The sequence below is a fragment of the Streptomyces rishiriensis genome, assembly GCF_030815485.1.
In the GTDB taxonomy this organism is placed as follows: Bacteria; Actinomycetota; Actinomycetes; order Streptomycetales; family Streptomycetaceae; genus Streptomyces; species Streptomyces rishiriensis_A.
In genome coordinates this window covers 3,496,150-3,521,788 of the sequence record NZ_JAUSWV010000002.1, presented here as the reverse complement: position 1 = coordinate 3,521,788, position 25,639 = coordinate 3,496,150, and the positions used below count along the sequence as shown (strand labels likewise).

General features: G+C 71.0%; 22 protein-coding genes. 10 read left to right on the top strand and 12 right to left on the bottom strand.

The annotated features are described in order from the left end of the window. Positions 1 to 65 precede the first annotated feature (65 nt). On the bottom strand, positions 66 to 1,562 hold the full coding sequence (locus QF030_RS18060) for an oligopeptide:H+ symporter (RefSeq protein WP_307163702.1): 1,497 nt from the start codon (positions 1,560 to 1,562) through the stop codon (positions 66 to 68). A gap of 527 nt (positions 1,563 to 2,089) precedes the next feature. Here QF030_RS18060 and QF030_RS18055 point away from each other — a divergent pair. Next, complete coding sequence (locus tag QF030_RS18055; protein ID WP_107443623.1) at positions 2,090 to 2,767, top strand: response regulator transcription factor; 678 nt, start codon at positions 2,090 to 2,092, stop codon at positions 2,765 to 2,767. 176 nt (positions 2,768 to 2,943) lie between these two features. Further along, positions 2,944 to 4,218 carry an ATP-binding protein gene (locus tag QF030_RS18050; RefSeq protein WP_307163701.1) on the top strand — a complete coding sequence of 425 codons (1,275 nt, stop codon included), beginning with the start codon at positions 2,944 to 2,946 and terminating at the stop codon, positions 4,216 to 4,218. Positions 4,219 to 4,363: 145 nt separating this feature from the next. Here the strand turns inward: QF030_RS18050 and QF030_RS18045 are convergent, their stop codons facing one another. After that, positions 4,364 to 4,879, bottom strand: a complete 516-nt coding sequence (locus QF030_RS18045) for a GtrA family protein (protein ID WP_307163700.1) — start codon at positions 4,877 to 4,879, stop codon at positions 4,364 to 4,366. Between the two features lie 198 nt (positions 4,880 to 5,077). Between QF030_RS18045 and QF030_RS18040 the strand changes: the two genes are divergently transcribed. The 4 genes from QF030_RS18040 to QF030_RS18025 all read left to right on the top strand — a co-directional run bounded on the left by QF030_RS18040 (position 5,078) and on the right by QF030_RS18025 (position 9,306). Continuing rightward, a complete protein-coding gene (locus QF030_RS18040) occupies positions 5,078 to 6,238 on the top strand; it encodes a 5-(carboxyamino)imidazole ribonucleotide synthase (RefSeq protein WP_307163699.1) in 1,161 nt (386 codons plus the stop codon). A gap of 77 nt (positions 6,239 to 6,315) precedes the next feature. Beyond that, positions 6,316 to 6,813: a 5-(carboxyamino)imidazole ribonucleotide mutase gene (gene purE / locus QF030_RS18035; protein ID WP_373428898.1), complete on the top strand. Its 498-nt coding sequence runs from the start codon at positions 6,316 to 6,318 to the stop codon at positions 6,811 to 6,813. A gap of 5 nt (positions 6,814 to 6,818) precedes the next feature. Beyond that, complete coding sequence (locus QF030_RS18030) at positions 6,819 to 7,997, top strand: dipeptidase (RefSeq protein ID WP_307163697.1); 1,179 nt, start codon at positions 6,819 to 6,821, stop codon at positions 7,995 to 7,997. A gap of 148 nt (positions 7,998 to 8,145) precedes the next feature. Continuing rightward, positions 8,146 to 9,306: a dipeptidase gene (locus QF030_RS18025; RefSeq protein ID WP_307163696.1), complete on the top strand. Its 1,161-nt coding sequence runs from the start codon at positions 8,146 to 8,148 to the stop codon at positions 9,304 to 9,306. A 30-nt stretch (positions 9,307 to 9,336) separates the two neighbouring features. On the opposite strand, the gene QF030_RS18020 is transcribed toward QF030_RS18025, so the two are convergent. Together QF030_RS18020 and QF030_RS18015 are read right to left on the bottom strand one after the other, a co-directional pair. Next, a complete protein-coding gene (locus QF030_RS18020; RefSeq protein WP_307163695.1) occupies positions 9,337 to 9,735 on the bottom strand; it encodes a VOC family protein in 399 nt (132 codons plus the stop codon). Positions 9,736 to 9,780: 45 nt separating this feature from the next. Beyond that, entirely contained in the window at positions 9,781 to 10,140 is a 360-nt protein-coding gene (locus tag QF030_RS18015) for a VOC family protein (protein WP_307163694.1), read from the bottom strand. 94 nt (positions 10,141 to 10,234) lie between these two features. On the opposite strand from QF030_RS18015, the gene QF030_RS18010 reads away from it, so the two are divergent. Beyond that, a complete protein-coding gene (locus tag QF030_RS18010; RefSeq protein WP_307163693.1) occupies positions 10,235 to 10,771 on the top strand; it encodes a CGNR zinc finger domain-containing protein in 537 nt (178 codons plus the stop codon). 152 nt (positions 10,772 to 10,923) lie between these two features. Here the strand turns inward: QF030_RS18010 and QF030_RS18005 are convergent, their stop codons facing one another. Further along, positions 10,924 to 12,267, bottom strand: coding sequence for a UDP-glucose dehydrogenase family protein (locus tag QF030_RS18005; protein WP_307163692.1), 1,344 nt, complete (start codon positions 12,265 to 12,267; stop codon positions 10,924 to 10,926). A 202-nt stretch (positions 12,268 to 12,469) separates the two neighbouring features. Here QF030_RS18005 and QF030_RS18000 point away from each other — a divergent pair, with 202 nt between their 5' ends. Then, a complete protein-coding gene (locus QF030_RS18000) occupies positions 12,470 to 13,627 on the top strand; it encodes an acyl-CoA dehydrogenase family protein (protein WP_307163691.1) in 1,158 nt (385 codons plus the stop codon). 57 nt (positions 13,628 to 13,684) lie between these two features. Here the strand turns inward: QF030_RS18000 and QF030_RS17995 are convergent, their stop codons facing one another. Then, positions 13,685 to 14,986 carry a M48 family metallopeptidase gene (locus tag QF030_RS17995; RefSeq protein ID WP_307163690.1) on the bottom strand — a complete coding sequence of 434 codons (1,302 nt, stop codon included), beginning with the start codon at positions 14,984 to 14,986 and terminating at the stop codon, positions 13,685 to 13,687. A gap of 90 nt (positions 14,987 to 15,076) precedes the next feature. Next, positions 15,077 to 15,640, bottom strand: coding sequence for an acyl-CoA thioesterase (locus QF030_RS17990; RefSeq protein ID WP_307163689.1), 564 nt, complete (start codon positions 15,638 to 15,640; stop codon positions 15,077 to 15,079). A 120-nt stretch (positions 15,641 to 15,760) separates the two neighbouring features. Between QF030_RS17990 and QF030_RS17985 the strand changes: the two genes are divergently transcribed. After that, a complete protein-coding gene (locus QF030_RS17985; RefSeq protein ID WP_307163688.1) occupies positions 15,761 to 17,041 on the top strand; it encodes an LCP family protein in 1,281 nt (426 codons plus the stop codon). A gap of 80 nt (positions 17,042 to 17,121) precedes the next feature. On the opposite strand, the gene QF030_RS17980 is transcribed toward QF030_RS17985, so the two are convergent. Next, positions 17,122 to 17,484 (bottom strand): four-helix bundle copper-binding protein, encoded by a 363-nt coding sequence (locus QF030_RS17980; protein ID WP_020128538.1) that lies wholly within the window; start codon positions 17,482 to 17,484, stop codon positions 17,122 to 17,124. 139 nt (positions 17,485 to 17,623) lie between these two features. Beyond that, on the bottom strand, positions 17,624 to 19,087 hold the full coding sequence (locus QF030_RS17975; protein WP_444875791.1) for an LCP family protein: 1,464 nt from the start codon (positions 19,085 to 19,087) through the stop codon (positions 17,624 to 17,626). A 132-nt stretch (positions 19,088 to 19,219) separates the two neighbouring features. On the opposite strand from QF030_RS17975, the gene QF030_RS17970 reads away from it, so the two are divergent. After that, entirely contained in the window at positions 19,220 to 20,263 is a 1,044-nt protein-coding gene (locus QF030_RS17970; RefSeq protein WP_307163685.1) for a glycosyltransferase family 2 protein, read from the top strand. 101 nt (positions 20,264 to 20,364) lie between these two features. Here the strand turns inward: QF030_RS17970 and QF030_RS17965 are convergent, their stop codons facing one another. The 3 genes from QF030_RS17965 to QF030_RS17955 form a co-directional block, all read right to left on the bottom strand. Next, positions 20,365 to 22,047 (bottom strand): LCP family protein, encoded by a 1,683-nt coding sequence (locus tag QF030_RS17965; RefSeq protein WP_373428777.1) that lies wholly within the window; start codon positions 22,045 to 22,047, stop codon positions 20,365 to 20,367. Between the two features lie 30 nt (positions 22,048 to 22,077). Further along, positions 22,078 to 23,868: an LCP family protein gene (locus QF030_RS17960; protein ID WP_307163684.1), complete on the bottom strand. Its 1,791-nt coding sequence runs from the start codon at positions 23,866 to 23,868 to the stop codon at positions 22,078 to 22,080. 244 nt (positions 23,869 to 24,112) lie between these two features. Continuing rightward, positions 24,113 to 25,342 (bottom strand): LCP family protein, encoded by a 1,230-nt coding sequence (locus tag QF030_RS17955; RefSeq protein WP_444875790.1) that lies wholly within the window; start codon positions 25,340 to 25,342, stop codon positions 24,113 to 24,115. Positions 25,343 to 25,639 lie beyond the last annotated feature (297 nt).

The window sequence follows — 25,639 nt, the reverse complement described above, 5'->3', positions numbered from 1 at the left end:
GGACGACGGAGGGCCGCCGCATCCCAGGGGATACGGCGGCCCTCCGGCAGGCGGGGGAGCGGACGTCAGTGGACGTCGCCCATGAGCGCCTTGACCTTCTTGCGGTACATCCACACCGCCACACCGGCGATGACGGCGAGCACCGCCTCCAGGGCCACGATGCCCGTCCTGTTGAGGTCGACGCCCGCGATGGACAGCAGACCGGTCGTGGCGTCACCGGCGGTGACGGCCAGGAACCAGACGCCCATCATCTGCGAGGCGTACTTGGCGGGAGCCATCTTCGTGGTGACCGACAGGCCGACCGGGGAGAGGGTCAGCTCGCCGACGGTCTGCACGAAGTAGATCGCCGCCAGCCACAGCGCGGCCGCCTTGTGACCGCCCTCGGCGATCGACAGCGGGGCCAGGAAGAGGAAGAAGGACGCGCCGACCAGGACCAGACCCATCGCGAACTTCGTCGCGGTGCTCGGCTCCTTGCCGCGCTTCGCCAGGGCCAGCCAGGCCCAGGCGAAGAGCGGGGCCAGGGCCATGATCAGGACCGGGTTGACCGACTGGTACCAGGAGACCGGGAAGTCCCAGCCGAGGACGGTGTTCTTGGCCGAGGACTCGGCGAACAGGGACAGCGTCGAGCCGCCCTGGTCGTAGATCATCCAGAACACGGCGGCGGCGACGAAGAACCAGACGTAGGCGGTCAGCTGGGACTGCTCGGCGCGGTCCAGCTCCTTGTCGCGCTTCATCCGGGCGATGACGACGACCGGGATGACGAGACCGGCGACGGTGATCGGGACCAGCAGCCAGTTCAGCGTGTAGACGCCGGAGACACCGACGACGGCGTAGAAGACGATCGCGACGGCCGCCCAGAACGCGGCCTTCCGCAGCGTGGCCGCCTTCTCCCGCGCGGACAGCGGCGTGGGGACGACGTCCGAGCGGGAGCTCAGGTGGCGGCTGCCCAGCAGGAACTGGGCGAGGCCCAGACCCATGCCGAGCGCGGCCAGCGCGAAGCCCAGGTGCCAGTTGACGTTCTCACCGATGGTGCCGATGATCAGCGGCGCGGCGAACGCGCCCAGGTTGATGCCGATGTAGAAGAGCGTGAAACCACCGTCGCGGCGCGGGTCGTCGGGCCCGTCGTAGAGGTGGCCGACCATCGTCGAGATGTTGGCCTTGAGCAGGCCGGATCCTATGGCGACCAGGCCCAGGCCCCCGTAGAAGGTGCCGGCGTTCGGCAGCGCGAGGGTCAGGTGGCCGAGCATGATGATCGCGCCGGCGACGGCGACGGTCTTGCGCGGGCCGAGCACGCGGTCCGCGAACCAGCCGCCGGGCAGGGCGAGCAGGTACACGAGCGACAGATAGACCGAGTAGATCGCGGTCGCGGTCGCCGCGCTGAGGTGCAGGCCGCCGGGAGCGACCAGGTACAGCGGGAGCAGGGCCCTCATGCCGTAGTAGGAGAATCGCTCCCACATCTCGGTCATGAAGAGAGTGGCCAGTCCGCGGGGGTGGCCGAAGAAGGTCTTCCCGGAGCCGGGTGTGCCCGGGCGGACCGAGTCCTTCGTCAGGCTGGACGCCATGTCGTTCCTTGCTGCTCGGGACGCGCGTCGCAGTGGAGCGTTGCGCGCCCGGTGGGGGGCGGCCGGCACCGGCGGACCGCGTCGTCCACCCCCACGCCCCGGGGGAGTCCGCTCCGGGTCTCGGAGCGGCGGACCGCGACCACCGGGATCCACGCCCCCTCGAGTCGGGGGCCCGGCCACAGGTCGTTCCTCTGGAGGCCGGCGGGGACCGGCCCGCACACAAAGGAGACCCTCGACGTCTAGCCGACCGCCGAAGGTCCGTGCGTGCTACAGGCGTTACTTCACCATACGGCAGCACAACGCCTGATATGGAAGGACTTGAGACACGGATCACAGGTGATCAAGGAACCGTGGGGGAGGTTTCGAAGGTCTGCACCAGGATGCCATCCCCCGACCGTAGGTCCGTACCAAGATCGACGGGGGGATGGCGGGCCGCGCGGCATGCGGTCTGCCCGGCATGTCCGTGAGTAAGAAACAGCCGGGCGATCACACTTCGGCCGCCGCCCGGCGCGGTCTACCATCAGCTCATGACCCGTGTACTGCTCGCCGAGGACGACGCGTCGATCTCGGAGCCGCTGGCCCGCGCCCTGCGCCGGGAAGGTTACGAGGTCGAGGTGCGTGAGGACGGCCCCACCGCGCTCGACGCCGGTATGCAGGGCGGCGTCGACCTGGTCGTGCTCGACCTCGGGCTGCCCGGCATGGACGGTCTGGAGGTGGCCCGCCGACTGCGCGCGGAGGGCCACGCGATCCCGATCCTCATCCTGACCGCGCGCGCCGACGAGGTGGACACCGTCGTCGGTCTGGACGCGGGCGCCGACGACTACGTCACCAAGCCCTTCCGGCTGGCCGAGCTGCTGGCCCGGGTCCGGGCCCTGCTGCGGCGCGGCGCGTCCGAGCCCCAGCAGCCGCCCGCCACGCACGGCGTCCGCATCGACGTCGAGTCGCACCGCGCCTGGATGGGCGAGGAGGAACTCCAGCTCACGGCCAAGGAGTTCGACCTGCTGCGGGTCCTCGTCCGCGACGCGGGCCGGGTCGTCACCCGCGACCAGCTGATGCGCGAGGTCTGGGACACCACCTGGTGGTCGTCGACCAAGACCCTCGACATGCACATCTCCTGGCTGCGCAAGAAGCTCGGCGACGACGCGGCGAACCCTCGCTACATCGCCACCGTGCGGGGTGTCGGCTTCCGCTTCGAGAAGAGCTGACCGCTGCCGCGGGGGCTCGGCCGTCGACGCGCGTTGCGTCGTCGGCTGCGGGCCGTGGGGCTGCTCGCACAGTTCCCCGCGCCCCCAGGGGGTTGCCCCGACCGGTCTCGTAGCGGCGCCGCGCTGCGGCGGCGCTGCCCCGACCGGACTCGTGAAGTCATCGCCCGGAGGGCCTCGTGCGTCGCCGTCTCATTCAGTCCACCCTTGCCGTCGTGCTCGTCGTCATCGCCGTCTTCGGGGTGTCCCTCGTCATCGTCGAGACCCGGACGATCAGCAACAGCGCCCAGGAACGGGTGGACTCGGAGGCGCTGCGGCTGGCCAGCATCGTGGACAGCCGGCTGGTCGGCTCGGAGGACGTCACCGCCGAGATACTGCGCGACCAGGTCACGCAGGACCGCTACGCCGAGATCCGGATCCCCGGCCGGACGGTCATCCAGGTCGGCACCGAGCCACGCGGCGATGTGATCAAGGCGACGGCGCGGGGCGAGGAGGGCGAGACCGTCCTGGTCCAGGAACCGCGCTCCACGGTCACCCGGGAAGTCGGCCGCACGCTGTTGATCATCGGCCTGGTGGCGCTGCTCGCGGTGATCGCGGCGGTGCTGCTGGCCATCCGCCAGGCCAACCGGCTCGCCTCCCCCCTGACCGACCTCGCGGAGACGGCGGAGCGGCTGGGCTCGGGCGACCCCCGGCCCCGGCACAAGCGGTACGCCGTCCCCGAGCTCGACCGGGTCGCCGACGTCCTCGACGCCTCCGCCGAGCGCATCGCCCGCATGCTGACCGCCGAGCGCCGTCTCGCGGCGGACGCCTCCCACCAGCTGCGCACGCCGCTCACGGCCCTCTCCATGCGGCTGGAGGAGATCACCCTCACCGACGACCCGGACACCGTGAAGGAGGAGGCGACGATCGCGCTGACGCAGGTGGAGCGACTGACGGACGTGGTCGAACGCCTCCTGACCAACGCCCGGGACCCCCGCACCGGCTCGGCGGTCACCTTCGACCTCGACGAGGTCATCCAGCAGCAGCTCGAGGAGTGGCGCCCCGCCTACCGCGGTGTGGGCCGGGCCATCGTCAGCTCGGGCAAGCGTCATCTGCGGGCGGTGGGCACACCCGGCGCGGTCGCGCAGGTGCTGGCCGCCCTGATCGAGAACTCCCTCATGCACGGCGGCGGCACGGTGGCGCTGCGCACCCGCGTCACCGGCAACCAGTCCGTGGTCGAGGTCACCGACGAGGGCCCCGGCGTCCCCGCCGACCTGGGCGCCCGCATCTTCGAGCGGGCCATCAGCGGCCGCAACTCCACGGGCATCGGCCTGGCGGTGGCCCGCGACCTGGCGGAGGCCGACGGCGGCCGGCTGGAGATGCTCCAGACCCAGCCGCCGATCTTCGCCTTGTTCCTGTCCCGTACGGCCCCGCAGAAGCGGACCGCGGAGGACGGCGAGCCGACGGTCAGGTAGGCGCACGTCGGGCGGCGCCCGCGGCCGGTCGCGTCGGGTGGCGCCTGCGGTCCGTCGCGCGTCGGGCAGCATCCGCCCGCCGCGGCTCGGCCTTTTCGCGGCCGGGCCGGCCGGCGTCGGCCGACGTCCGACCGGCGTCCGGTCGTCAGCTCACTCGCGTGCCGGCCCTCGGCTCGGGCTTGCGGGACTGCTCGGCCACCGTCAGGAAAGGGTCGGCGCCGATCACGGCCTCCGGCACCGGCAGGGTCCGGAAGACCCACGTCCGGTAGGACCAGAACCGGAAGAGCGTCGCGATCCCGATGCCGACGAACTTGAACACGTTGCTCTGGATCGGGCTGTCCCAGCCGAAGCCGTACGTCGCGGCGAACAGCAGACCGTTCTCGATCACCAGTCCCACCGCGCTGAACAGCAGGAACAGCGTCAGTTCCTTCGTCCGCCCGCTCTTGTCGCGGTCGCGGTAGGTGAAGTAGCGGAACCCCACGTAGTTGAAGACGATCGACACGACCGTCGCTATGACACTGGCCCGCACGACCTGGAGGTCGGTGAGATGCCGGACGAGGTTGAAGATCCCGAGGTTGACGAGCAGCCCCGCGCCGCCCACGGCCCCGAACTTGGCGAGCTCGCGGACGACCCTCCTCAGCCCCGAGGAACCATGCGCCATGGTCGTACAGGCCCCCGTCCGGGTTCGGTTTCGTCAACCCAGCCATGCTAACCACCCCTCCTGCCGGTTTCCTGTGGTGCGGCTCACGCCTCGGTGTCCAGCGGGGAAGAAGGGGGGAAACGGTCGGTATGAGGCGGGAATGGTCCCGGTAAGAGACACGGAATTCGGCCGCGCCGATGTGGCCGATACCCTGGGGTCGTGACGTTCCCGGTAGTCGGCATGGTCGGCGGGGGCCAGCTCGCTCGTATGACACACGAGGCGGGCATCCCGCTCGGCATCAGATTCAAGCTCCTCAGTGACACCCCCCTGGATTCCGCGGCGCAGGTCGTGAGCGAAGTCGTCATCGGCGACTATCGCGATCTCGACACGCTCCGTGAGTTCGCGCGCGGGTGCGATGTGATCACCTTCGATCACGAACACGTACCCACCGAGCACCTCAGGGCGCTGCAGGCGGACGGCATTCCCGTCCGCCCGGGCCCCGACGCGCTGGTGCACGCCCAGGACAAGGGGGTGATGCGCGCGCGGCTCGACGCGATCGGCGTCCCGTGCCCCCGGCACCGGATCGTGAGCGACCCGGCGGACGTGGCCGCGTTCGCCGCCGAGGGCCTGGCCGAGGGCGTCGAGGGCGACGGCTTCCCGGTGGTCCTCAAGACCGTCCGCGGCGGCTACGACGGCAAGGGCGTGTGGGTCGTCGACTCGGTCGAGGAGGCGGCGGCGCCCTTCCGCGCCGGCGTCCCCGTCCTGGCCGAGGAGAAGGTGGACTACGTCCGCGAGCTCGCGGCCAACGTCGTGCGCTCCCCGCACGGGCAGGCGGTCGCGTACCCGGTGGTCGAGTCGCAGCAGGTGGGCGGCGTCTGCGACACGGTGATCGCCCCCGCGCCCGGCCTGGATCGGGCTCTCGCCCTGCGGGCCGAGGAGCTGGCCCTGCGCATCGCCAAGGAACTGGACGTGGTCGGCCACCTGGCGGTGGAGCTCTTCGAGACCCGCGACGGCCGCATCCTGGTCAACGAGCTGGCGATGCGCCCGCACAACTCGGGCCACTGGTCCATGGACGGCGCGATCACCTCGCAGTTCGCCAACCACGTCCGCGCCGTCCTCGACCTCCCTCTCGGCGACCCGCGCCCGCGCGCCAGGTGGACGGTCATGGTCAACGTCCTCGGCGGCGACTATCCGGACATGTACTCCGCGTACCTGCACTGCATGGCCCGCGATCCCCAGCTGAAGATCCACATGTACGGCAAGGACGTGAAGCCCGGCCGCAAGGTCGGCCACGTCAACACCTACGGCGACGACCTCGACGACGTCCTCGAACGCGCACGTCACGCAGCCGGTTACCTGAGAGGCACGATCACCGAATGAGCTCTGCCCTCCCGTCGCCCGACCTTCACCGCGCGACGAACGCCGACGCGCCGCCCCTTCCCTCGGTCGGCATCGTCATGGGGTCGGACAGCGACTGGCCCGTCATGGAGGCCGCCGCGCAGGTCCTCGACGAGTTCGAGATCGCCTACGAGGTCGACGTCGTGTCCGCGCACCGCATGCCGCGCGAGATGATCGCCTACGGCGAGCAGGCGGACGGGCGCGGACTCAAGGTGATCATCGCGGGGGCCGGCGGCGCCGCCCACCTCCCCGGCATGCTCGCCTCGGTGACCCCGCTGCCGGTGATCGGCGTGCCCGTGCCCCTGAAGTACCTGGACGGCATGGACAGCCTGCTGTCGATCGTGCAGATGCCGGCCGGGGTGCCGGTCGCCACGGTCTCGGTGGGCGGCGCCCGCAACGCCGGTCTGCTGGCCGCCCGCATCCTCGCCACCCACGACGAGGAGCTGCTCGCCCGCATGCGGGACTTCCAGCAGGAGCTGAACGACCAGGCCACCGAGAAGGGCAAGCGGTTGCGCGCCAAGGTCGAGGGCTCGAGCGGCTTCGGTTTCGGAAAGTGACGCAGATGACCTCACTGGACGCGGCCCGCGAGCTCCTGCGGGAGTTCCCCGTCGTCGACGGCCACAACGACCTGCCCTGGGCGCTGCGCGAACAGGTCCGCTACGACCTCGACGCCCGCGACATCGCCGGCCACCAGGACGCCCACCTGCACACCGACATCCCCCGGCTGCGCGCGGGCGGGGTCGGCGCGCAGTACTGGTCGGTCTACGTGCGCGCGGACCTGCCCGACGCGGTCCCGGCGACGCTGGAGCAGATCGACTGCGTGCGGCGGCTCGTCGCCCGCCACCCGCGGGACCTGCGCGCCGCGCTGACGGCCGCGGACATGGAGGCGGCGCGCGCGGAGGGCCGTATCGCCTCCCTCATGGGGGCGGAGGGCGGCCACTCCATCGCCAACTCGCTCGGCACCCTGCGCGGCCTGTACGCGCTCGGCGTGCGCTACATGACGCTCACCCACAACGACAACGTGGACTGGGCGGACTCCGCGACCGACGAACCCCGGGTCGGCGGCCTGTCCGCCTTCGGCCGCGAGGTCGTGCGCGAGATGAACCGCGAGGGCATGCTGGTCGACCTCTCGCACGTGGCGGCGACGACGATGCGGGACGCGCTCGACGCGTCGGCCGCGCCGGTGATCTTCTCGCACTCCTCCGCGCGAGCGGTCTGCGACCACCCCCGCAACATCCCGGACGACGTCCTCGGACGCCTTCCCGCCAACGGCGGCATGGCGATGGTGACCTTCGTGCCGAAGTTCGTCCTCCAGGCGGCGGTGGACTGGACGGCCGCCGCCGACGACAACATGCGGGCCCACGGCTTCCACCACCTCGCCACCACGGCCGAGGCGATGAAGGTCCACCGGGCCTTCGAGGAGACGAACCCCCGCCCCGTCGCCACCGTCGCCACGGTCGCCGATCACCTCGACCACATGCGCGAGGTGGCCGGCATCGAGCACATCGGCATCGGCGGCGACTACGACGGCACCGCCTTCACCCCCGACGGCCTCGACGACGTCTCCGGCTACCCCAACCTGATCGCGGAGCTCCTCGAGCGCGGTTGGTCCAGGCCGGACCTCGCCAAGCTGACCTGGCAGAACGCGGTGCGCGTGCTCGGCGCGGCGGAGGACGTGGCCCGCGGCCTCCAGGCCGCCCGCCCGGCCTCCCACGCGACGATCGAGTCGCTCGACGGCTGACCCGGTCGGTCGGGGCGGGCCGGCCGGTCGTACCGGCCGGCCCGCCCCGACCACACCCGCCGGGTCCCCCGAACGCCCCGTCCACCAGGAAGCCGGCCGTCCCGCGTGCGACGGTGACCGTACTGCTGATCGACGTACGGAGACCGCCATGGCCGACCTCCATGACGAGCCGCACACCCTCCCCGAGGTCGGCGAGCTCGACGACGAGGCGCAGGCGGCTCCGTTCGGCCCGTACGCGCCGCTCACGGCCGAGGAGGCCGCCGAGGCCGCCGGAGCCGTCAAGACCGCCCAGGAGCCCGGGGGCACCCCCCTGGAGCGCGCCCGCGCCCTTCTCGCCGCGCACCCCGTCGCCGACGGGTACAGCGGACTGTCCTCGGCGCTGCGTCAGCTGCCCTGGTACGACCTCCAGTCCGGCGAGAGCGCCGTCGACACGGACGTGCCGCGGCTGCGCCGGGGCAACGTCGGCGCGCTGCTCTGGTCGCTGCACCTGCCCGAGGGCCTCGCCGCCGAGCGGGCCGTCGGGGCCACTCTGGAGCAACTGGACCTCGCCCGGTCGGTGGTCGCCGCCCACCCCGAAGGACTGCGGCTCGCCCGCAGCGCCGGGCAGCTCATCGACGCCCACAAGTGCGGCCGGGTCGCCGTGGTCCTGGGCCCGGCCACGGCCGCCGCGCTCGACGACTCCCTGGGCGTCCTGCGCGTGCTGCACTCCCTCGGGCTGCGCGTCCTCACCCTCGCCGGCACCTCCTGGGCGGGCGACGCGGGGCTGACCCGGTTCGGCGAGGAGGTCGTGCGCGAGATGAACCGGCTCGGCGTGCTCGCCGACCTCTCCGGGGCCTGCGACCTCACCGTCGGCCGGGTCCTGACCCTCTCGAGGACACCCGTCCTGTGCACCCGCTCCGCCGCCCGCGCGCTGCGACCCCACCCCGCCAACCTGTCCGACGAACTGCTCGCCGGGCTCGGCGCGGCCAAGGGACTCTGCCTGGTGCCGCTGACCGCCGAGCAGACCGGCCCCGGCCTCCGGGACGTCGCCGACCATCTCGACCACGTCCGCGCGATCGCGGGGCCGGACTGCGTCGGCCTGTCCGGCACCTACGACTCGGGCGCCGCCCACCCGCAGGGGCTCGCCGACGCCTCCGGCTATCCGCACCTGATCGCCGAGCTGCTCCGCCGGGGCTGGCCGGAGACCGATATCACCCTGCTGACCTGGGGCAACGTCCAGCGGGTGCTGCGTACGGCCGACTTCGCCGCGCGGGCGGCCCAGGACCGCAGGGAGCCGTCGACGGCGAGGATCGCGGAGCTGGACGGGTAGCGCAGGCCGACGGGCCGACGGGCAGGGCCGCTACGGGTGCTCGATCCGGCAGAGGCAGAACGGATGCCCCGCCGGGTCGGCGTACACCTGAAAGTCCTTCTTCTCCCGGTCCTCCAGGTCCAGCGGCCGCGCGCCCAGCGCCAGCACCCGCTCGTGGGCCGCGTCGATCTCGGCCCAGGTGGCGCCACCGTCGAGGTCGAGATGGAACTGCTGCGGGTTGCGGTCGGCGCGCGGCCACTCCGGCGGGGTGTACTCCTCCACCTGCTGGAACGCGATCCGGGGACCCCCGGGGACGTCCAGGACGAACCAGTCCTCCGCGCCGTCCTCGGCCTCGGGCGTACCGCCGAGGACCGCCGCGTAGAAGTCGGCGAGCGCGTGCGCGTCGGGACAGTCGAGGACGACGGAGCGGAAACGGGCGACGGGCGACATGGAATCCTCCTGGCTCGGGCGCGATACGGCGTGTCCTTGCGGGCTTCAGCAGGTGCACAGGCAGAACGGGTGCCCAGCCGGATCGGCGTACACACGCCAGCCGCGCGAGCGGTCCTCCGCGTCCAGCGGCCTCGCGCCCAGCGCCAGCACGCCCCGCTCGGCCGCGTCCAGGTCCTCGACGGTCAGGTCCAGATGAAACTGCTGCGAGTGCTCGGGCGCGGGCCACGCGGGCGCCACGAACCCGGACGCGGCCTGGAAGGCCAGCGACTGACCGCCGGGCACCTTCACGTCGACCCAGTCCCCCTCGCCCTCGACGGTGCCGCCCAGCACCTCGGCGTAGAAACCGGCCAGCGCACCCGGGTCGGGACAGTCCAGAACGACGACACCCAGCTTGGCGAGAGCCATGACTTCCTCCTGACGATCGACGAAAGTTACCCCTAGAGCCGGGTAACCAGTAACGGTTACCGCATGCTCCCGCATCGGCGGTAACGTCGCAACCATGAATGACCGATCGGCGGCGCCCGGAGGTCTGGCCCTGATCGAGTCCCTGGTGAACACGCTGGACCTCGAGTCGGGCGCGGACGCGCTGGACACGGCGCAGGGCCGGGTGCGCTTCGGCCTGCCCGAGACCGTGGACGGCGCGGGGGACGCCGCCGACGAGCTGGCGCGGGCCCGGGAGCTGCGCGAGTCGCTGCGCGCGACCCTGCTGGCCCACGCGGGCCATCCGCCGCACCGCGAGGTGACGCCGCTGGGCGAGCTGCTGGCGTCGGCGCCGCTGCTGGTGACGATCGACGAGCGCGACGGCTCCGCCAGCCTCGCCCCGTCCGGCCCCGCCCCTACGGCCTCGCTGCTGTCCCGTACGGCCGCCGCGGTGGCGGACGCGCTGATCGCGGGCACCTGGACCCGCCTGAAGGCCTGCGAGGCCGTCACCTGCCACTGGGCGTACTACGACCGCAGTCCGGCGGGCCGGGGGCGCTGGTGCTCGATGCAGGTGTGCGGGGCGCGCGCGAAGATGCGGCGGTACCGGGCGAAGTAGTTCACCGGCCGGGGCGCAGGCCGGTGGTGCAGAATGCACCAAGACGCCGGTTCGGCCGACTGAGCCTCGGCCGAACCGGCGTCGCTCCGTGGGCCTGCGCCCGCGCCTCGCGTGCGACGTGCGTTCTCCCCCGACCGTGCCCGTTCCCGCGCTTATGCGGTGGGGCGGCCCATCGCCCGGTACGTCCACCCGGCCTTGCGCCACAGGGCGGGGTCGAGCGCGTTGCGTCCGTCGAGGACCAGCCGGGTCGTCGCGACCTCCCCGAGCTGCGCCGGGTCCAGCTCGCGGAACTCCCGCCACTCGGTCAGGTGCAGTACGGCGTCGGCGCCCCGGACGGCCTCCAGGGCCGAGTCCGCGTAGCCGAGCGTCGGGAAGACCCGGCGGGCGTTGGCCATGCCCTTCGGGTCGTACACCGTGACCTGCCCGCCCTGCAGGTGGATCTGCCCGGCGACATTGAGGGCCGGCGAGTCCCGTACGTCGTCGGAGTCGGGCTTGAAGGTGGCGCCGAGCACGGCGATCCGCTTGCCCAGGAAGGAGCCGCCGCCCAGCGCCTGCCGCGCCAGCTCGACCATCTGCCCGCGCTGGCGCATGTTGATGGAGTCGATCTCCCGCAGGAAGGTCAGCGCCTGGTCGGCCCCGAGTTCACCGGCCCGGGCCATGAAGGCCCGGATGTCCTTGGGCAGACAGCCGCCGCCGAAGCCGATCCCCGCCCGCAGGAACTTCTTCCCGATCCGGTCGTCGTAGCCGATGGCCTCCGCCAGCTTGGCGACATCGCCGTCGGCGGCCTCGCACACCTCCGCCATGGCGTTGATGAAGGAGATCTTGGTGGCCAGGAAGGAGTTCGCGGAGGTCTTCACCAGCTCGGCGGTGGGGAAGTCGGTGACGACGAACGGCGACCCTTCGCCGATCGGCGTCTCGTACACCTGCCGCAGCAGCGCCTCGGCCCGCTCGCTGCGCACCCCGACGACGATCCGGTCCGGGTGCAGGGTGTCCTGGACCGCGAACCCCTCGCGCAGGAACTCCGGGTTCCAGGCGAGTTCGGCGTCCGCGCCGACGGGCGCGAGCTCGGCGATCGTCCGGGCCAGCCGGTCGGCGGAACCCACCGGCACGGTGGACTTGCCGACGACGAGCGCGGGCCGCGCCAGGTGCGGCGCGAGGGAGCCGATGGCGGACTCCACGTAGGACATGTCGCACGCGTACTCACCGTGCTTCTGCGGGGTGTTCACGCACACGAAGTGGACGTCGCCGAAGGCCCCCACCTCCGCCCAGTCCAGGGTGAAGCGCAGCCGTCCGCTGGACCCCTCGAAGCCGGGGACGTGCCGGCGCAGCAGCTCCTCGAGCCCCGGCTCGTACATGGGGGTCTCGCCGCGCTCCAGCATCTCGATCTTTTCCGGCACGACATCGAGAGCGAGCACCTCGAAACCCAGCTCGGCCATGGCCGCGGCGTGCGTGGCGCCGAGGTAGCCGGTGCCGATCACGGTGATCTTGAGGGCCATGGATGCTCCAGGTGGGGATGTCGTCGCTGCGCGCCCGAGCATAGTCGGGCGGCTTGTCGGCTTCCCTCACCGGGCAGTTGTCGTAAGAAGGCGCCTCCTGTCGCCAAACTCACGTATCACTCGGGTGGGTGGACCTTTAAAATTTGAGTTACTTAACGGTAATTAGCGTCGGTGACCGTAGCGTTTTGGAGCGTGAGACACCTTGGCCGGATCGGCTGACTTCGACCTGTACCGCCCGTCCGAGGAGCACGACATGCTCCGCGACGCCATCCGCTCGCTCTCCGAGGCGAAGATCGCGCCGTACGCCGCCGCGGTGGACGAGGAGGCACGCTTTCCGCAGGAGGCGCTGGACGCGCTGGTGGCGAGCGACCTGCACGCGGTGCACGTGCCCGAGTCGTACGGCGGTGCGGGTGCGGACGCCCTCGCCACGGTGATCGTGATCGAGGAGGTGGCGCGGGCCTGTGTGTCCTCGTCGCTGATCCCCGCGGTGAACAAGCTGGGATCCCTGCCGGTGATCCTTTCGGGTTCCGAGGACCTGAAGAAGAAGTACCTGACGCCGCTGGCCAAGGGCGAGGCGATGTTCTCGTACGCCCTCTCGGAGCCGGACGCGGGCTCGGACGCGGCCGGTATGAAGACCAAGGCGGTCCGGGACGGCGATCACTGGATCCTGAACGGTGTGAAGCGCTGGATCACCAACGCGGGCGTCTCCGAGTACTACACGGTGATGGCCGTGACCGATCCCACGAAGCGCTCGAAGGGCATCTCGGCCTTCGTCGTGGAGAAGTCCGACGAGGGTGTCTCCTTCGGCGCCCCGGAGAAGAAGCTGGGCATCAAGGGTTCCCCGACCCGCGAGGTCTACTTCGACAACGTCCGTATCCCGGCCGACCGCATGATCGGCGAGGAGGGCACGGGCTTCCTCACCGCGATGAAGACCCTGGACCACACCCGCATCACGATCGCCGCGCAGGCGCTGGGCGTCGCCCAGGGCGCCTTCGACTACGCCAAGGGCTACGTCCAGGAGCGCAAGCAGTTCGGCAAGGCGATCGCCGACTTCCAGGGCATCCAGTTCATGCTCGCCGACATGGCCATGAAGATCGAGGCCGCCCGTCAGCTGACGTACGCGGCGGCGGCCAAGTCCGAGCGGCTGGACGCCGACCTCACCTTCCAGGGCGCGGCGGCGAAGTGCTTCGCCTCGGACGTGGCGATGGAGGTCACCACGGACGCGGTGCAGCTCCTGGGCGGTTACGGCTACACCCGGGACTACCCGGTGGAGCGGATGATGCGCGACGCGAAGATCACCCAGATCTACGAGGGCACGAACCAGGTCCAGCGCATCGTCATGGCGAGGAACCTGCCGTAGCCGGTCGCCGAGCCGACGTGCGAGGGGCGCCCGGGGAACCGGGCGCCCCTCGCGCTCTCAGCCCCCGAAGGACGGCCCGTCGAGGATGATCCGGCGTCCCACCAGCCGACGGGCCCCGGCCAGCTCCGCGGCGATGCGGTCGGCCCGGTCGCCCTCCACCACCACGGCCGCCGGCATCCGCTCACCGGCGATCAGGCCGGCGCGCCTGAGGTGGGTCGGCGGATGGGTCGCGTCCACGCTGTGGCCGCGCAGGGCCCCCACCCGTCGCTGCCGTTCGTACTCGGCCTCCGGGATGGACGCCATGTGCGAGGTCAGCCGCTCCCACAGCTCGTCCGCCCGGTCGCCGGCGGCGCGGTAGCCGCTCGGTCCGGCCAGCGCGGCCCGGTTCGCCTCCCGGGCCAGCACCGCCTCGACCGAGTCGGTGACCAGCATGCGGTCCGTGAGCCCCACGGCGGCCTCGGTGGAGCCGACGTGGGCGGACGTCCGGTCGGCGAGGTACTCGGCGCGCTGGGACGCGCGCAGCGTGAGCCGGTCGAGCAGGAGCAGTACACCGGTCACGAGCCAGTAGGGGACGAGAAGGAGCAGGTTGCTAATCAGTTCCAGGGCCGTGGCCGCGGGGTCGTCCTCGGGCGCGAAGCAGTACCACCAGGTGATCAGCGACGCGTAGGCGCTTCCCAGGACTGTGTGGTGGCGGACGTCGCCGTTGCCGTAGTGGCCGAGTTCGTGGCCCAGCAGGGCGACGCGCTGCTGGGGGGTGAGGATCTCCCAGTACGGCATCCCCAGCACCAGCATCCGGCGTCCGCGCATTCCGTACGCCTGCACGCTCGCGTTGACCGCGCCGTCGATCACGATGGCGTCCACGCCCCGGGTGCCGGCCACCTCGGCCACCTCGTCGACCAGCGCGAACAGCGTGGGGGCAGCGGCTCGGTGCAGCACCGGCACATGGTCGGGGAGCGAGGCAGGCCGGGGCCTGAGGACCCAGGCGAGCAGCAGCAGGAACAGCCCGGGCAGCATCGGCCAGCCGCCCCAGCCGTGGACGAGGCACCAGATGCCGAGCGCCGCCACCGCCGCCGTCACGCCGTGCACGGCCAGTGCGATCACGAGGGCGAGGAGCGCGGAGGCGTCCCTCCGGGCACGCAGGTCCTCGCCGGAGACGATGCCGGCGTGCAGTTTCTCACCGTGCCGGCGGGCCAGCGCGCGGCGCGTCCGGTCGAGCCGTCGCGGTTCCTTCCGCGGCCCTTCCGGATCGACGTTCCAGTCGCAGGCCGCGCACCAGACGGTGAACCGCTCGTCCCCGCCGATCCCCGCCCCGCACCTCGGGCACGGCCGGGTCTTCTCCTGTGTGCCGACGCTCGTCACCGCGGCCCCCCTGTCAGGCCCCTCCCCAGAGGCCGTCTGAACATGACAGCAAAGCTGATCATGCCCGGGGCGTTCGGGTAAAGCGCCTGATCAGTCCTCGAGCAGCCCCTCCGCGACGCGTCGCTCGCGCAGTTCCCTGATCGCGCGGCGCCGGGCCAGCCGGTGGGTGCGGCGGATCTGGGCCTCCTGGTAGCGGCGCTTGTCGCGTTCCGTCTCCGGGAGGACCGGGGGGACCACGCGGGGCTTGCCGTCGGCGTCGACGGCGGCGAAGACCAGGTAGGCCGAGCCGACCTGAGTGGCCGGGGCGGACTCGTTCCAGCGTTCGGCAAGGACCCGGACGCCGACCTCCATCGACGTCCGGCCGGTCCAGTTGACCTGGGCCTTCACATGGACGAGGTCACCGACGCGGACCGGCTCCAGGAACACCATCTCGTCCATGGACGCGGTGACGGCGGGTCCGCCGGAGTGCCGTCCGGCCACCGCGCCCGCCGCGTCGTCCACGAGTTTCATGATCACACCGCCGTGCACCGTGCCCAGCAGGTTGGTGTCGTTGTGGGTCATGATGTGGCTGAGGGTGGTGCGGGACGCGGATGTGGGCTTGCCCGGGATGTCCGGGGTGCTGCCCGAGTCCGCCGCGGTGGCCTGGTCTGTCATGTCCTCCACCTTATGCGGACGGGGACAACCCGGGACTTTGTGTCAGCTTGGCAACAGCGGGGCCCTGATTCTCCGACGGCCCTTGTACGGCACACAGCCCTGCCCTGCACACTGGTCCGCATGAACGATTGGCCCGAGGGGCGGTCCGACAGCGACCGCGGCAACCGGTACGGCGGCGGCAGCGCGAACGCGCAGCCCGAGAGCCCGCGTGTCATGCGGCAGGTCCGCCGCGGCCCGGCCGCGCCGCCGCAGGGCGCCGGCGTCCCGCCGCAGCCGTCGTACGTCAACGGCCAGGGGTACGGCGACTACACGAACGCCCAGAACACCGGCTACGACAGCGGCTACAGCTCGGGCGCGGTCTACGGGGGCGGCGGCGACTCCGGCGGCCCGGGGGACTACGACACCCGCTCGGCGCGCCCCGCGCCGAACTGGCGCCGTCGCATCAAGTGGACGGCGATCACCGTCCTGACGGTGCTGGTCGTGACGTCGGTGGGCACGTACATCTGGGCCGACGGCAAGCTGAAGCGCGAGGTCGACCTGTCGAAGGTCATCGACCGGCCCGAGGCGGGCGAGGGCACGAACTACCTGATCGTCGGCTCCGACAGCCGTGAGGGCATGTCCGCCGAGGAGAAGAAGGAACTGCACACCGGTTCCGCCGACGGCAAGCGCACGGACTCGATGATGATCCTGCACACCGGCGACAACGGCGACACGCTGATCTCCCTGCCGCGCGACTCGGACGTGGAGATCCCGACGTTCGTCGGCTCCGAGTCCGGCAAGACGTACAAGGGCACCGGCCGGCACACCAAACTGAACGCCGCCTACGCCGAGGACGGCCCCGAACTCCTCGTGCGCACCGTCGAGTTCAACACCGGCCTGCGCATCGACCACTACGTGGAGATCGGCTTCGCCGGCTTCGCGAGCATCGTGGACGCGGTCGGCGGCGTCGAGATCGACATTCCGCAGGACATCAAGGACACCAAGTCGGGCGCCGACTTCAAGAAGGGCAAGCAGACCCTGAACGGCGAGGAGTCCCTCGCGTTCGTCCGCACCCGGTACGCGCTCGCGGGCTCCGACCTGGACCGTACGAAGAACCAGCAGAAGTTCCTCGCGGCCCTCGCCAACCAGGTGGCCACACCGGGCACGGTCCTCAACCCGTTCAAGCTCTACCCGACCATGAGCGCGGGTCTGGACACCCTGATCGTCGACAAGGACATGGGCCTGTACGACCTGGGGTCGATGTTCTTCGCGATGAAGGGTGTCAACAGCGGTGACGGCAAGTCGATGAACATGCCGATCTCGGGTTCCAGCGGCGGCAACCTCGTCTGGGACAAGGCGAAGGTGAAGACGCTGGTCGGCCAGCTGAAGAACGACGAGAAGGTCACCGTCTCGGGCAACTGAGCCGGGCGCGGGACCAGGTCACCCCGAGCCGCACTCAGGGGCACCCGCACAGGGTGCCCCTGAGTGCGTTCGGGCGGCGGTCACATGGTGGCGCCCGCCATCGTGCGGCACATCTCGGCGCAGCGGCGACAGGACTCCGCGCAGCGCATCATCTGCGGATCGTCCGGCATGGCCATACACGCCTCCGCGCACATGTCGCACGCCTTGGCGCACATCGCGCACATCTCGGCCGACATGGGCGAGCGCCGCATCATCATGTCGGCGCACATGCGGGTCGTCTCCGAGCAGTCCATGAGCGCGCGCATGATCTGCATCTGCGCCTGGCCGCCCATCTGCATGCAGGAGCTCATGGTCTCCTCGCACATGCTGTGGCAGGACATGCACGCCTCGACGCAGTCCTGCATCTCCTTGCTCATGGCGGTCATGGTTCCGGGCTGGGTCATGGCTCCTCCTGGGGGTCACTGGGGCGAGGGGGCCCGGCGGGCCCCGTGCGTGCCCTTCCGTCGTACGCCTCCCGGCTGCCTCGCGCCATCGGGCGGACGGTCCCGTTCCGTACGTTTCGCACCAGAAACGCACATCCGCCTAGGAGCAGCCCACTTCGTCCCCCCGCACCACTGCCGATTCGCCCTGCTCCACCTGGGCCGCCCGCACCGTGCGGACCTTGCGGAAGTCCGTCCCCGCGATGACCTTCAGGGTCGGCCCGAGGCCCTTCACGGCCCGCAGCTCGCTGCCCGGCAGGGCCGTCGCGAGCGACTTCGCGGAGCGGTCCCAGCGGGGGTCGTAGGCGACGACCGTGCGCCGGGTCGAGGGGCCTGCGGCACTGACCGGCTGCCGGGTCGTACGGAAGCCCGTCGCCGCCAGCGCCGCGTCCACCCGCCTGCCGAGTCCCGCCGTGCGGGTGCCGTTCTCGACCTGGACCCGGATCTGCTGCGGGGCCACGTCCACGCGCGCCGCCCCGCCGTCGCGCGGCCGGGTTCCCGCGGAGGCGAGGGGCTCGTCGTCGCGCAGGGCGCGGAAGAGGCGCTGCGACTTCACCGGGTCCCACTTCAGCGTCGAACCGAGGCCTTTCACGACGTATCCCATCCGGCCGATGGGGACGGTCGTGAACTCGGAGGAGGAGGGGGAGAAGGTGCGCATCGCGCGGCCGAGGTCCAGGAGCTCGTCCGTGCCGAAGCCCCGGTCGGCCCGTACCGAGCCGAGCACCGCCCGCGTGACGTCCCTGAACCTCAGCGGGTTCAGCAGCACCCCGGAGGAGGTGGCCCGCTCCACCAGGGCCGCCAGGAAGCGCTGCTGGCGCTTCATCCGGCCCAGGTCGGAGGAGGCGTCCGCGTGCCGGGAGCGGACGTACTGAAGGGCCTGGCCGCCCTGGAGCGTATGGGCGCCCGGCGCCAGGTCCAGGCCCGTGTAGGTGTCCTTCAGGGGTTCCGCCGTGCAGATCCGCACGCCGCCCAGCACGTCCACCGTCTTCATGAAGCTGGTGAAGTCGACCTCCAGGTAGTGGTCGATCTTCACGTGGGTCATGTTCTCGACCGTGCGGACGGTGAGCTGCGGCCCGCCCTCCGCGTAGGCCGAGTTGATCTTGATCGGGTGGCCGCTGTGCCTCTTGCCGGTGACCTGGTCGGTGTGCGCCGGCGTCTGCGCGTAGGAGTCGCGGGGGAGGCTGACGACGCTGGCCCGCTCACGGTCCTCCGAGATGTGCACGATCATGATCGTGTCGGTGCAGTGACAGGGGGCCCCGCCCAGGCGGTAGCGGCGGCGCTCCGCCTCCGTGATGTCGTCGCGGCCGTCCGTGCCGACCAGGAGGACGTTCATGCCGTGACCGGCCCGCGGACGGTTCTTCATGTCCTTGAAGGGATCGACGCGGGCGATGTCCGCGTCGAGGCCGGCGACCACCGAGTGGCCGATTCCGGCGGCGGCGAGCAGCACCACCGAGAGCGTGGTCGTCGCCCGCATGGCCCAGCGGGGGCGCCCGCGCCGGGCGGAAGGACGTGGTAGACGGCGTGCCGGGTGGGGGCGACGCGGGAACCGGGACGGTGTGGGGGGCATACGGGGCACCTCCGGGCGGCGGCCGTGGGCGGTGGGAGCCGTTGGAACGGTAGGCCCATACGATCTGCCGACCGGCGCAGCACACCCGGCGGGGCGGGCCCTGTCCCCCGTTCGCGGTAACGTGATCCCCCTATGAACGCCAAGCCCGACGTGCAGCTCCCCGCAGTGTCCGTCATCATGCCCGTCCTCAATGAGGAGCGGCATCTGCGCGGAGCCGTCCAAGCGATCCTCGCGCAGGAGTACGCCGGCGAGATGGAGGTCGTGATCGCCGTCGGTCCGTCCACGGACCGTACGGAAGAGATCGCGGCCGAACTCGTCGCCGAGACGGCCTCCCGGAGCAAGCGCGTGCAGACGGTCCCCAACCCCACGGGGCGTACCCCCGCCGCGCTCAACGCCGCGATCAGGGCCTCCCGCCATCCGATCGTCGTCCGCGTCGACGGGCACGGCATGCTCTCCCCGAACTACATCGCCACCGCCGTACGGCTCCTGGAGGAGACCGGTGCGCAGAACGTCGGCGGCATCATGCACGCCGAGGGCGAGAACGACTGGGAGCACGCGGTGGCCGCGGCCATGACCTCGAAGATCGGGGTCGGCAACGCCGCCTTCCACACGGGAGGGCAGGCCGGCCCCGCGGAGACCGTGTACCTCGGCGTCTTCCGGCGAGCCGCCCTGGAGCAACAGGGCGGCTACAACGAGGAGTTCATCCGCGCCCAGGACTGGGAGCTGAACTTCCGGATCAGGGAGGCCGGCGGGCTCATCTGGTTCTCGCCCGAGCTCAAGGTGTCGTACCGGCCGCGGCCCAGCGTCAAGGCGCTCGCCAAGCAGTACAAGGACTACGGCCGTTGGCGGCACGTCGTCGCCCGCTACCACGAGGGCTCCATCAACCTGCGCTACCTGGCCCCGCCCACCGCGGTGTGCGCGATGGCCGCCGGGATCGTCGTGGGCGCCGCACTCACCCCGCTGGGCTTCCTGATCCCCGGCGCCTACCTCGCGGCGATCGTCGCCGGGTCGCTGCCGGCCGGCAAGGGGCTGCCCCTGAAGGCACGGCTCCAGATCCCCGTGGCCCTCGCCACCATGCACATGTCGTGGGGCTTCGGCTTCCTGACCAGTCCGAAGGCGCTGGCCAGGAAGGTCATCGCGTCGCGGCGGCCCGCGGTCCTCACCGACGCGCACTGAGCACCTCCGCGCACTGAGCACCGCCTCGCCGCCCAGGTGGTGGGGGGGCGCGCTCACGAAGCACTTGCGGAGCGCGCCCTCAGGGCGCCACAGGACCCGGGCTACCAGGTGTAGTCCGGGTCCACGTGCATGCACTGGGTGGTGTCCGACGCGTTGATCGCTTCGGCCGTGTCGGGCGTCGTGTCGTCCTTCACCGGCGCCTTGTACGCCGTCCCCGACCGCCAATCCGCGCCCACGACGACCGTGACCCCGGAGACCTCGTCGGACTTCTTCACCTGACCCGTCGGGATGCCGAGGGCCTTGGCGACCGCCTCCGCGTCGCCCTCCAGATCGGCGCTCGGGTAGCGGACCACCGTGGCCGCCACGGCCGACGCCCCCGAGGTGTCCGCGACGGCCTCGGTGAAGCCCTTGCCCGTGAGCAGTTCCTTCACCGCCGACGCCCGCCCGCGGACCGCCGCCAGCGTGCTCGTGGACGTCCCGTTCTGCACCTGCACGGCGATCTCACCGGCCGCGGCGGCCGGGTCGGTGACCGTCGGCGAGGGGCTCGCGGTCGCCTTCTTCGCGTCCTTGCCGTCCAGGGCGATGTCCTCGCGCACCAGACGGAACAGCTGCTTGGCGTCGTCCGTGGGCACCACCCGGCTGCCCTGGTAGCGGTTCGGCATCGTCGTCATCGTGATGCGCTCGGTGGGCACCTTCTTCAGCTCGCCCGCCAGGTCGTACATCTTCGTGATGGTGTCGAGGCCGTCGTCGACGGTGATCGCCTGCGTGGCCGCCTCGGCGAGCTTGCGCAGCTTGTTGGGGTTGGTCAGCTTGGCGTTGGCGCGCAGCTCGCGGACCATCGAGTTCATGTACATGTGCTGCGCCTTGGCGCGGGCCAGGTCGGTGTCGTCCTCGAAGCCGTAGCGGGTGCGCAGCCACTGCAGGGCCTGCTTGCCCTTGACGGCGTGCGTGCCCTTCTCCAGCTTCAGACCGGAGCCCTTGCCGGTGCTGGTGTGCGAGTGGACGTTGGCGTCCACACAGACCGGAACGCCGCCGATCGCGTCCGCCATCGACACCACACCGGAGAAGTCGATCATCATGAAGTGGTCGATGTGGATGTCGGTGAGCTTCTCCCACGTGGCCACCGTGCAGCCCGGGCCGCCGCGGCCGAGCGACACGTTCGTCATCTCGTCGGTCAGCGCCTGGTAGGTGGTCCCGTCGTCGGGGTCCGTGCACTTGGGGATGTCCAGCAGCGTGTCGCGCGGCATGCTCACCACCGACATGTTGCTGCGGTCCGCCGATATGTGCAGCAGCATCTGGACGTCCGCGAGCGGGGGGCCGTCGAAGGTGTCCTTGGCGCCGCCGAGCTTCTGGTTCGCCGCGGTGTCACGGGCGTCCGAACCGATCAGCAGGATGTTCAGCGCCGTCTGCCCGGCCGAGTTGGCCTCCGTCCTGGCCGCCCGGTCCTTCTCGTCGCCGATGTTCAGGTCGTCGCTCTTGATGTTCGCGTTGAGGTGTTCGTAGTAGAGGTATCCGGCCCCCGCGCCGCCGAGTATGACCACCGCGAGCACCGTCGCCGACCAGCGCAACGCGCGTCGACGTCGCCGTTTGCGGTCCGTGCGGCCGGCGCCGCGCCCCCCGCCGTGTCTGCCGTCCCCCTCGGACGTGCTCTCGTTCCGTGGTTCCCGCGCCGCCGGGGACTCCGTGTCCTCGACCGCGGGAACCTCCCTCCGCACCCCACTGCTCCCCGTCAATTCCCCTGCCCCTCCCCGCCGTGCGCCTGACACGGGCCCGTCCCGCGTCAAGTCAGACGCACGACGGGCCCGAAGGGTTACCTACTTGGCGCACTCGACCTTGTCCGCCGTGGACTTCTGGACCGTGTCCGGCACGGTGGTCGGAGCCGTGAGCGAAACGCCCGCGCCCTTGAAGTCCTTGCCCAGCGTCAGCGTCATCGTCGGCAGACCCTGGGAGTTCTCGACGCTCTTGCCCGGCTTCAGAGCGGTACCGGGCAGCCCCATGATGGCGGCGAGCTCGCGTGCCTGGTCGGCCTGGTCGGGCGCGTACTCGAGCGTCGTCTTGCTCAGTGCCGCGGGCGCGTTGCCCGCGTTCTCGGACTTCGTCACGCCCTCATCATTCTGCAGCCAGTTAAGAGTTTCCTGTGCGCTGCCGGCCGGAGCACCGCCGTTCATGACCTGCACCCGCACCGCGGAGGCGCCGGACCGGGTGCCCTTGAGACGGGCCGCCGCGGCCGCGGCGGCCGCGTTCTTCGACGCCGCCGCCTGCTCCTTCACCTCGGTGAAGGAGACGTCGTCCTTGATCATCTGGAAGACGGTGGGCGCCGTGGAGGCGTTCACCACGACCGTGGCCGCGACCTTCTCGGCCGGGTTGTCGACCACCGGCACGGTGGTGAAGGTCAGGTTCTTCACGTTGAGCTTGCCCAGCTCCAGACCCAGGTCCTTCAGCTTGTCGATGGTGTCCAGCTGGGAGTCGACGGTCAGCGCCTTCGTGCCCGCCTCCGCCAGTTTGATCATCTTGGTCGGGCTGGTGAGCGTGTCGTTCGACTTCAGCTTGCGCATCAGCGCGCTGAGGAACTGCTGCTGGAGCTCGATCCGGCTCAGGTCGCCGCCGAAGCCGACGGAGTGCCGGGTGCGCACGAAGGCCAGCGCCTGCTCGCCCTCGATGGTGTGCGTGCCCTTCGACAGCTTCAGGTGCGAGTCCTCGTCGTCGATGTCCTTCGCCAGGCACACCTCGACGCCGCCGACCGCCGTGGTCAGCGTCTTGACCGCGTTGAAGTCGGCCACCATGAAGTTGTCGGCCTGGATCCCGGTCAGCTCGGTGACCGTGCGCACGGTGCAGCTCGGCGTGCGGTTGTACTGCCCGAGGCTGGTGTTGAAGCGGACGTTGTCCGTGCCCTTGATGACCTTGGTGGAGCCGTCCTCCTGCTTGGTCTGGCAGTCCGGGACGTCCACGATCAGGTCGCGCGGGATGCTCAGCGCGGTGGCGTTCGTCCGGTCCTTGGAGACGTGCAGCAGGATCGTGGTGTCCGCGTGGCCCACGCTGCCGGAGTCGCCGTAGCCCTCGTTGCCCGAACCGGTGCGCTTGTCGGTGCCGATCACCAGCAGGTTGATCGCCTTGTCCTTGCTGAAGCCACCGGTGCTCGCGCCGTCGTCGGAGACGGACGTGATGTTGTCGTTGAGGTGCTCCAGATAGAGATAGGCCGCACCGGCCGTACCCACCAGGACGAAGGCCATGATCCCGCCGGTCCACAGCAGGATCTTCTTCGCCTTCGCCTTCGACTTCTTCTTCACCGGCCGGCGGCCACGCCGGTTCGCCGCCGGTTCCTCCGCCGGCGTACCCCGGCGACGGCGCGGCGACAACGCCTCAGGATCCGGCGTCTCCTCGGCCGACGACGACGGCGAGCCCCGGCCCGGCGCCGCCGTACGGCCGCGCGCCGAACCTCCTCCGCCCGCACCGGTCCGACCGGAGTCGGACCTACGAGGTCCCGGCACCGCCGATTGCGGTGCGGAAGGAGTCAGTCGCAGTTCGTATTCGCCGGTGTCCGGGTTGAGCACCCACTGGTCTGCGGGGTCGATGTTGTCCGCCCGCCCACGGCCTTGCGCGTCCACGGTTGTCCGAATCCTCCGTCGGGGCCACGCGGCGCCTTTCCCCCCTGCAAGGCGCTCGGGTCTCGGTCACTCGGTGCGCGACCCCAGGAAGGACCTCGCGGCCGGGTGCACCGGATCGCTCACACTATCCGCCCGATTCGGCGTCGAGCGACGGCCGTGACAAATTCCACGCCCCTACAAGCGGGCAATCCGCCCCATTTCTTTGAACTCGTGTTCGTCGGAAGAGGTCGGCTTGGCAAGCGCTTTACCCGCAGTCGTCCTCGGCGGCGGTGTTCCCGCGGAAGGTGGGAGCGGGTGGAGTGGGCGATACCACCCCGAAAGCCGCAGGTCCCGCCGCCCGGGATGCGAACGGACCGTGGTCGCCCGACTCCGTCGGGGCGGGGTCCGTGGGAATTTCCTGAGAAACCGCCACCGGTGTGTCCGTCCGCAGCCGTTCGAAGAGTTTCTCCGCCTCCGGCTCCACAAGCTGGTCGCGATTGGTGTTGTAGACGTACGACTCCCGTGGAACGGTCAGGAATTGCACATGTTCGGTGGTAATGTCCCGCAGGCCTCGCACGAGTTCGTACAGTCCGCGCAGACTCGCCAGATCCGGGTCGGTGGTGAGCGAGGACGTGGCCGCGTCCAGCAGCGGATACAGCTTCACCGGGTTCAGCAGGACGTCATTGCTCTGCACCTTGTTGACGAGCGCCCCGAGGAACCGCTGCTGCCGTTCCATCCGGTCGGTGTCACTGCCGTTCCCGAGGGACTTGCGGGCCCGCACGTACCCGAGCGCCTGCTCCCCGTCGAGGGTGACCTTCCCGGCGGGCAGTCTCAGCTTGGCGGCCTTGTCGTCGATCGGCTTCTTCAGGCACACCTGAACCCCGTCCACGGCGTCGACCATGTCCTTGAACCCGCTGAAGTCGACGACCACGTGGTGATCGATCCGCACACCGGTCAGCTTCTCCACCGTCCGGATCGTGCAGGCCGAACCCCCGGTCTGGAAGGCGTAGTTGAACATCGCGAACATCGGTTCGGTCCGCTTCCCGTCCGGCCGCAGGCAGCCCGGCACGTCCACCATCAGATCGCGCGGGAGGGAGACGGCGGTGGCGCTGCGCCGCCCGGCCGCCAGATGCAGCAGGATCGTCGTGTCCGACCGCTCGGTCCCGGAGTCCCGCCCGTACTTCCGGTTCTCGTCCCCCGACCGCGAATCGGACCCTATGAGCAGGATGTTCTGCGCGTCCCTGACCAACGAGGTCGGCCGCTCCCTCGCATACCGCGCGAGTTCCGCCGCTGCCGCGTCGTCCGGCGTGATGTTCCCGTCCAGCTTCGCGTAGACGACCCACCCCGCGATCCCGGCCCCCAGGACGGCCACGCCCACCGCCCCCGCCCCGTAACGCGCCCACCGCCGCCGGCGTCGCCGTATGAGTCCCCGCCCGTCGGCGGACGCCCCCGCCCCCGGCCCGAGAGGCCCACCGGAACCCGCCGCTTTGCTCACGTCCGATCACCCCTCCCGCCTCCGGACCGACTGCGGCCGTACGAGCGTGTAGAGCTGCCCCTACGACGATGCCGCCAAGCGGGCCGTGGGGCGGGGCGGGGTGGGCCGAACGGGTGAGGCGACCGGGGGCGCGTCCGGTGTTTCGCGGGCGGGAGCGAGGAGAACCGGCCCGTCCGCTGCCGCATGGGCGGCCGCGTGCGCGGCTGCACGGGCGGGGACGAGCGAATCCGTCCCGTGGCGAGGAACTCGCCCGGCTCGCCGCCCCGCACGGCGGCGCCACCTCCCACCACCCCTCCC

Coding starts and splice junctions, on each gene's coding strand:
- QF030_RS18060 (WP_307163702.1), bottom strand. CDS start 1,562: ATGGCGTCCAGCCTGACGAAGGACTCGGTCCGCCCGGGCACACCCGGC.
- QF030_RS18010 (WP_307163693.1), top strand. CDS start 10,235: ATGAATGACCGATCGGCGGCGCCCGGAGGTCTGGCCCTGATCGAGTCC.
- QF030_RS18025 (WP_307163696.1), top strand. CDS start 8,146: ATGGCCGACCTCCATGACGAGCCGCACACCCTCCCCGAGGTCGGCGAG.
- QF030_RS18005 (WP_307163692.1), bottom strand. CDS start 12,267: ATGGCCCTCAAGATCACCGTGATCGGCACCGGCTACCTCGGCGCCACG.
- QF030_RS17985 (WP_307163688.1), top strand. CDS start 15,761: ATGAACGATTGGCCCGAGGGGCGGTCCGACAGCGACCGCGGCAACCGG.
- QF030_RS18015 (WP_307163694.1), bottom strand. CDS start 10,140: ATGGCTCTCGCCAAGCTGGGTGTCGTCGTTCTGGACTGTCCCGACCCG.
- QF030_RS18055 (WP_107443623.1), top strand. CDS start 2,090: ATGACCCGTGTACTGCTCGCCGAGGACGACGCGTCGATCTCGGAGCCG.
- QF030_RS18030 (WP_307163697.1), top strand. CDS start 6,819: ATGACCTCACTGGACGCGGCCCGCGAGCTCCTGCGGGAGTTCCCCGTC.
- QF030_RS17975 (WP_444875791.1), bottom strand. CDS start 19,087: ATGCCCCCCACACCGTCCCGGTTCCCGCGTCGCCCCCACCCGGCACGC.
- QF030_RS17980 (WP_020128538.1), bottom strand. CDS start 17,484: ATGACCCAGCCCGGAACCATGACCGCCATGAGCAAGGAGATGCAGGAC.
- purE (WP_373428898.1), top strand. CDS start 6,316: ATGGGGTCGGACAGCGACTGGCCCGTCATGGAGGCCGCCGCGCAGGTC.
- QF030_RS18045 (WP_307163700.1), bottom strand. CDS start 4,879: ATGGCGCATGGTTCCTCGGGGCTGAGGAGGGTCGTCCGCGAGCTCGCC.
- QF030_RS17990 (WP_307163689.1), bottom strand. CDS start 15,640: ATGACAGACCAGGCCACCGCGGCGGACTCGGGCAGCACCCCGGACATC.
- QF030_RS17970 (WP_307163685.1), top strand. CDS start 19,220: ATGAACGCCAAGCCCGACGTGCAGCTCCCCGCAGTGTCCGTCATCATG.
- QF030_RS18020 (WP_307163695.1), bottom strand. CDS start 9,735: ATGTCGCCCGTCGCCCGTTTCCGCTCCGTCGTCCTCGACTGTCCCGAC.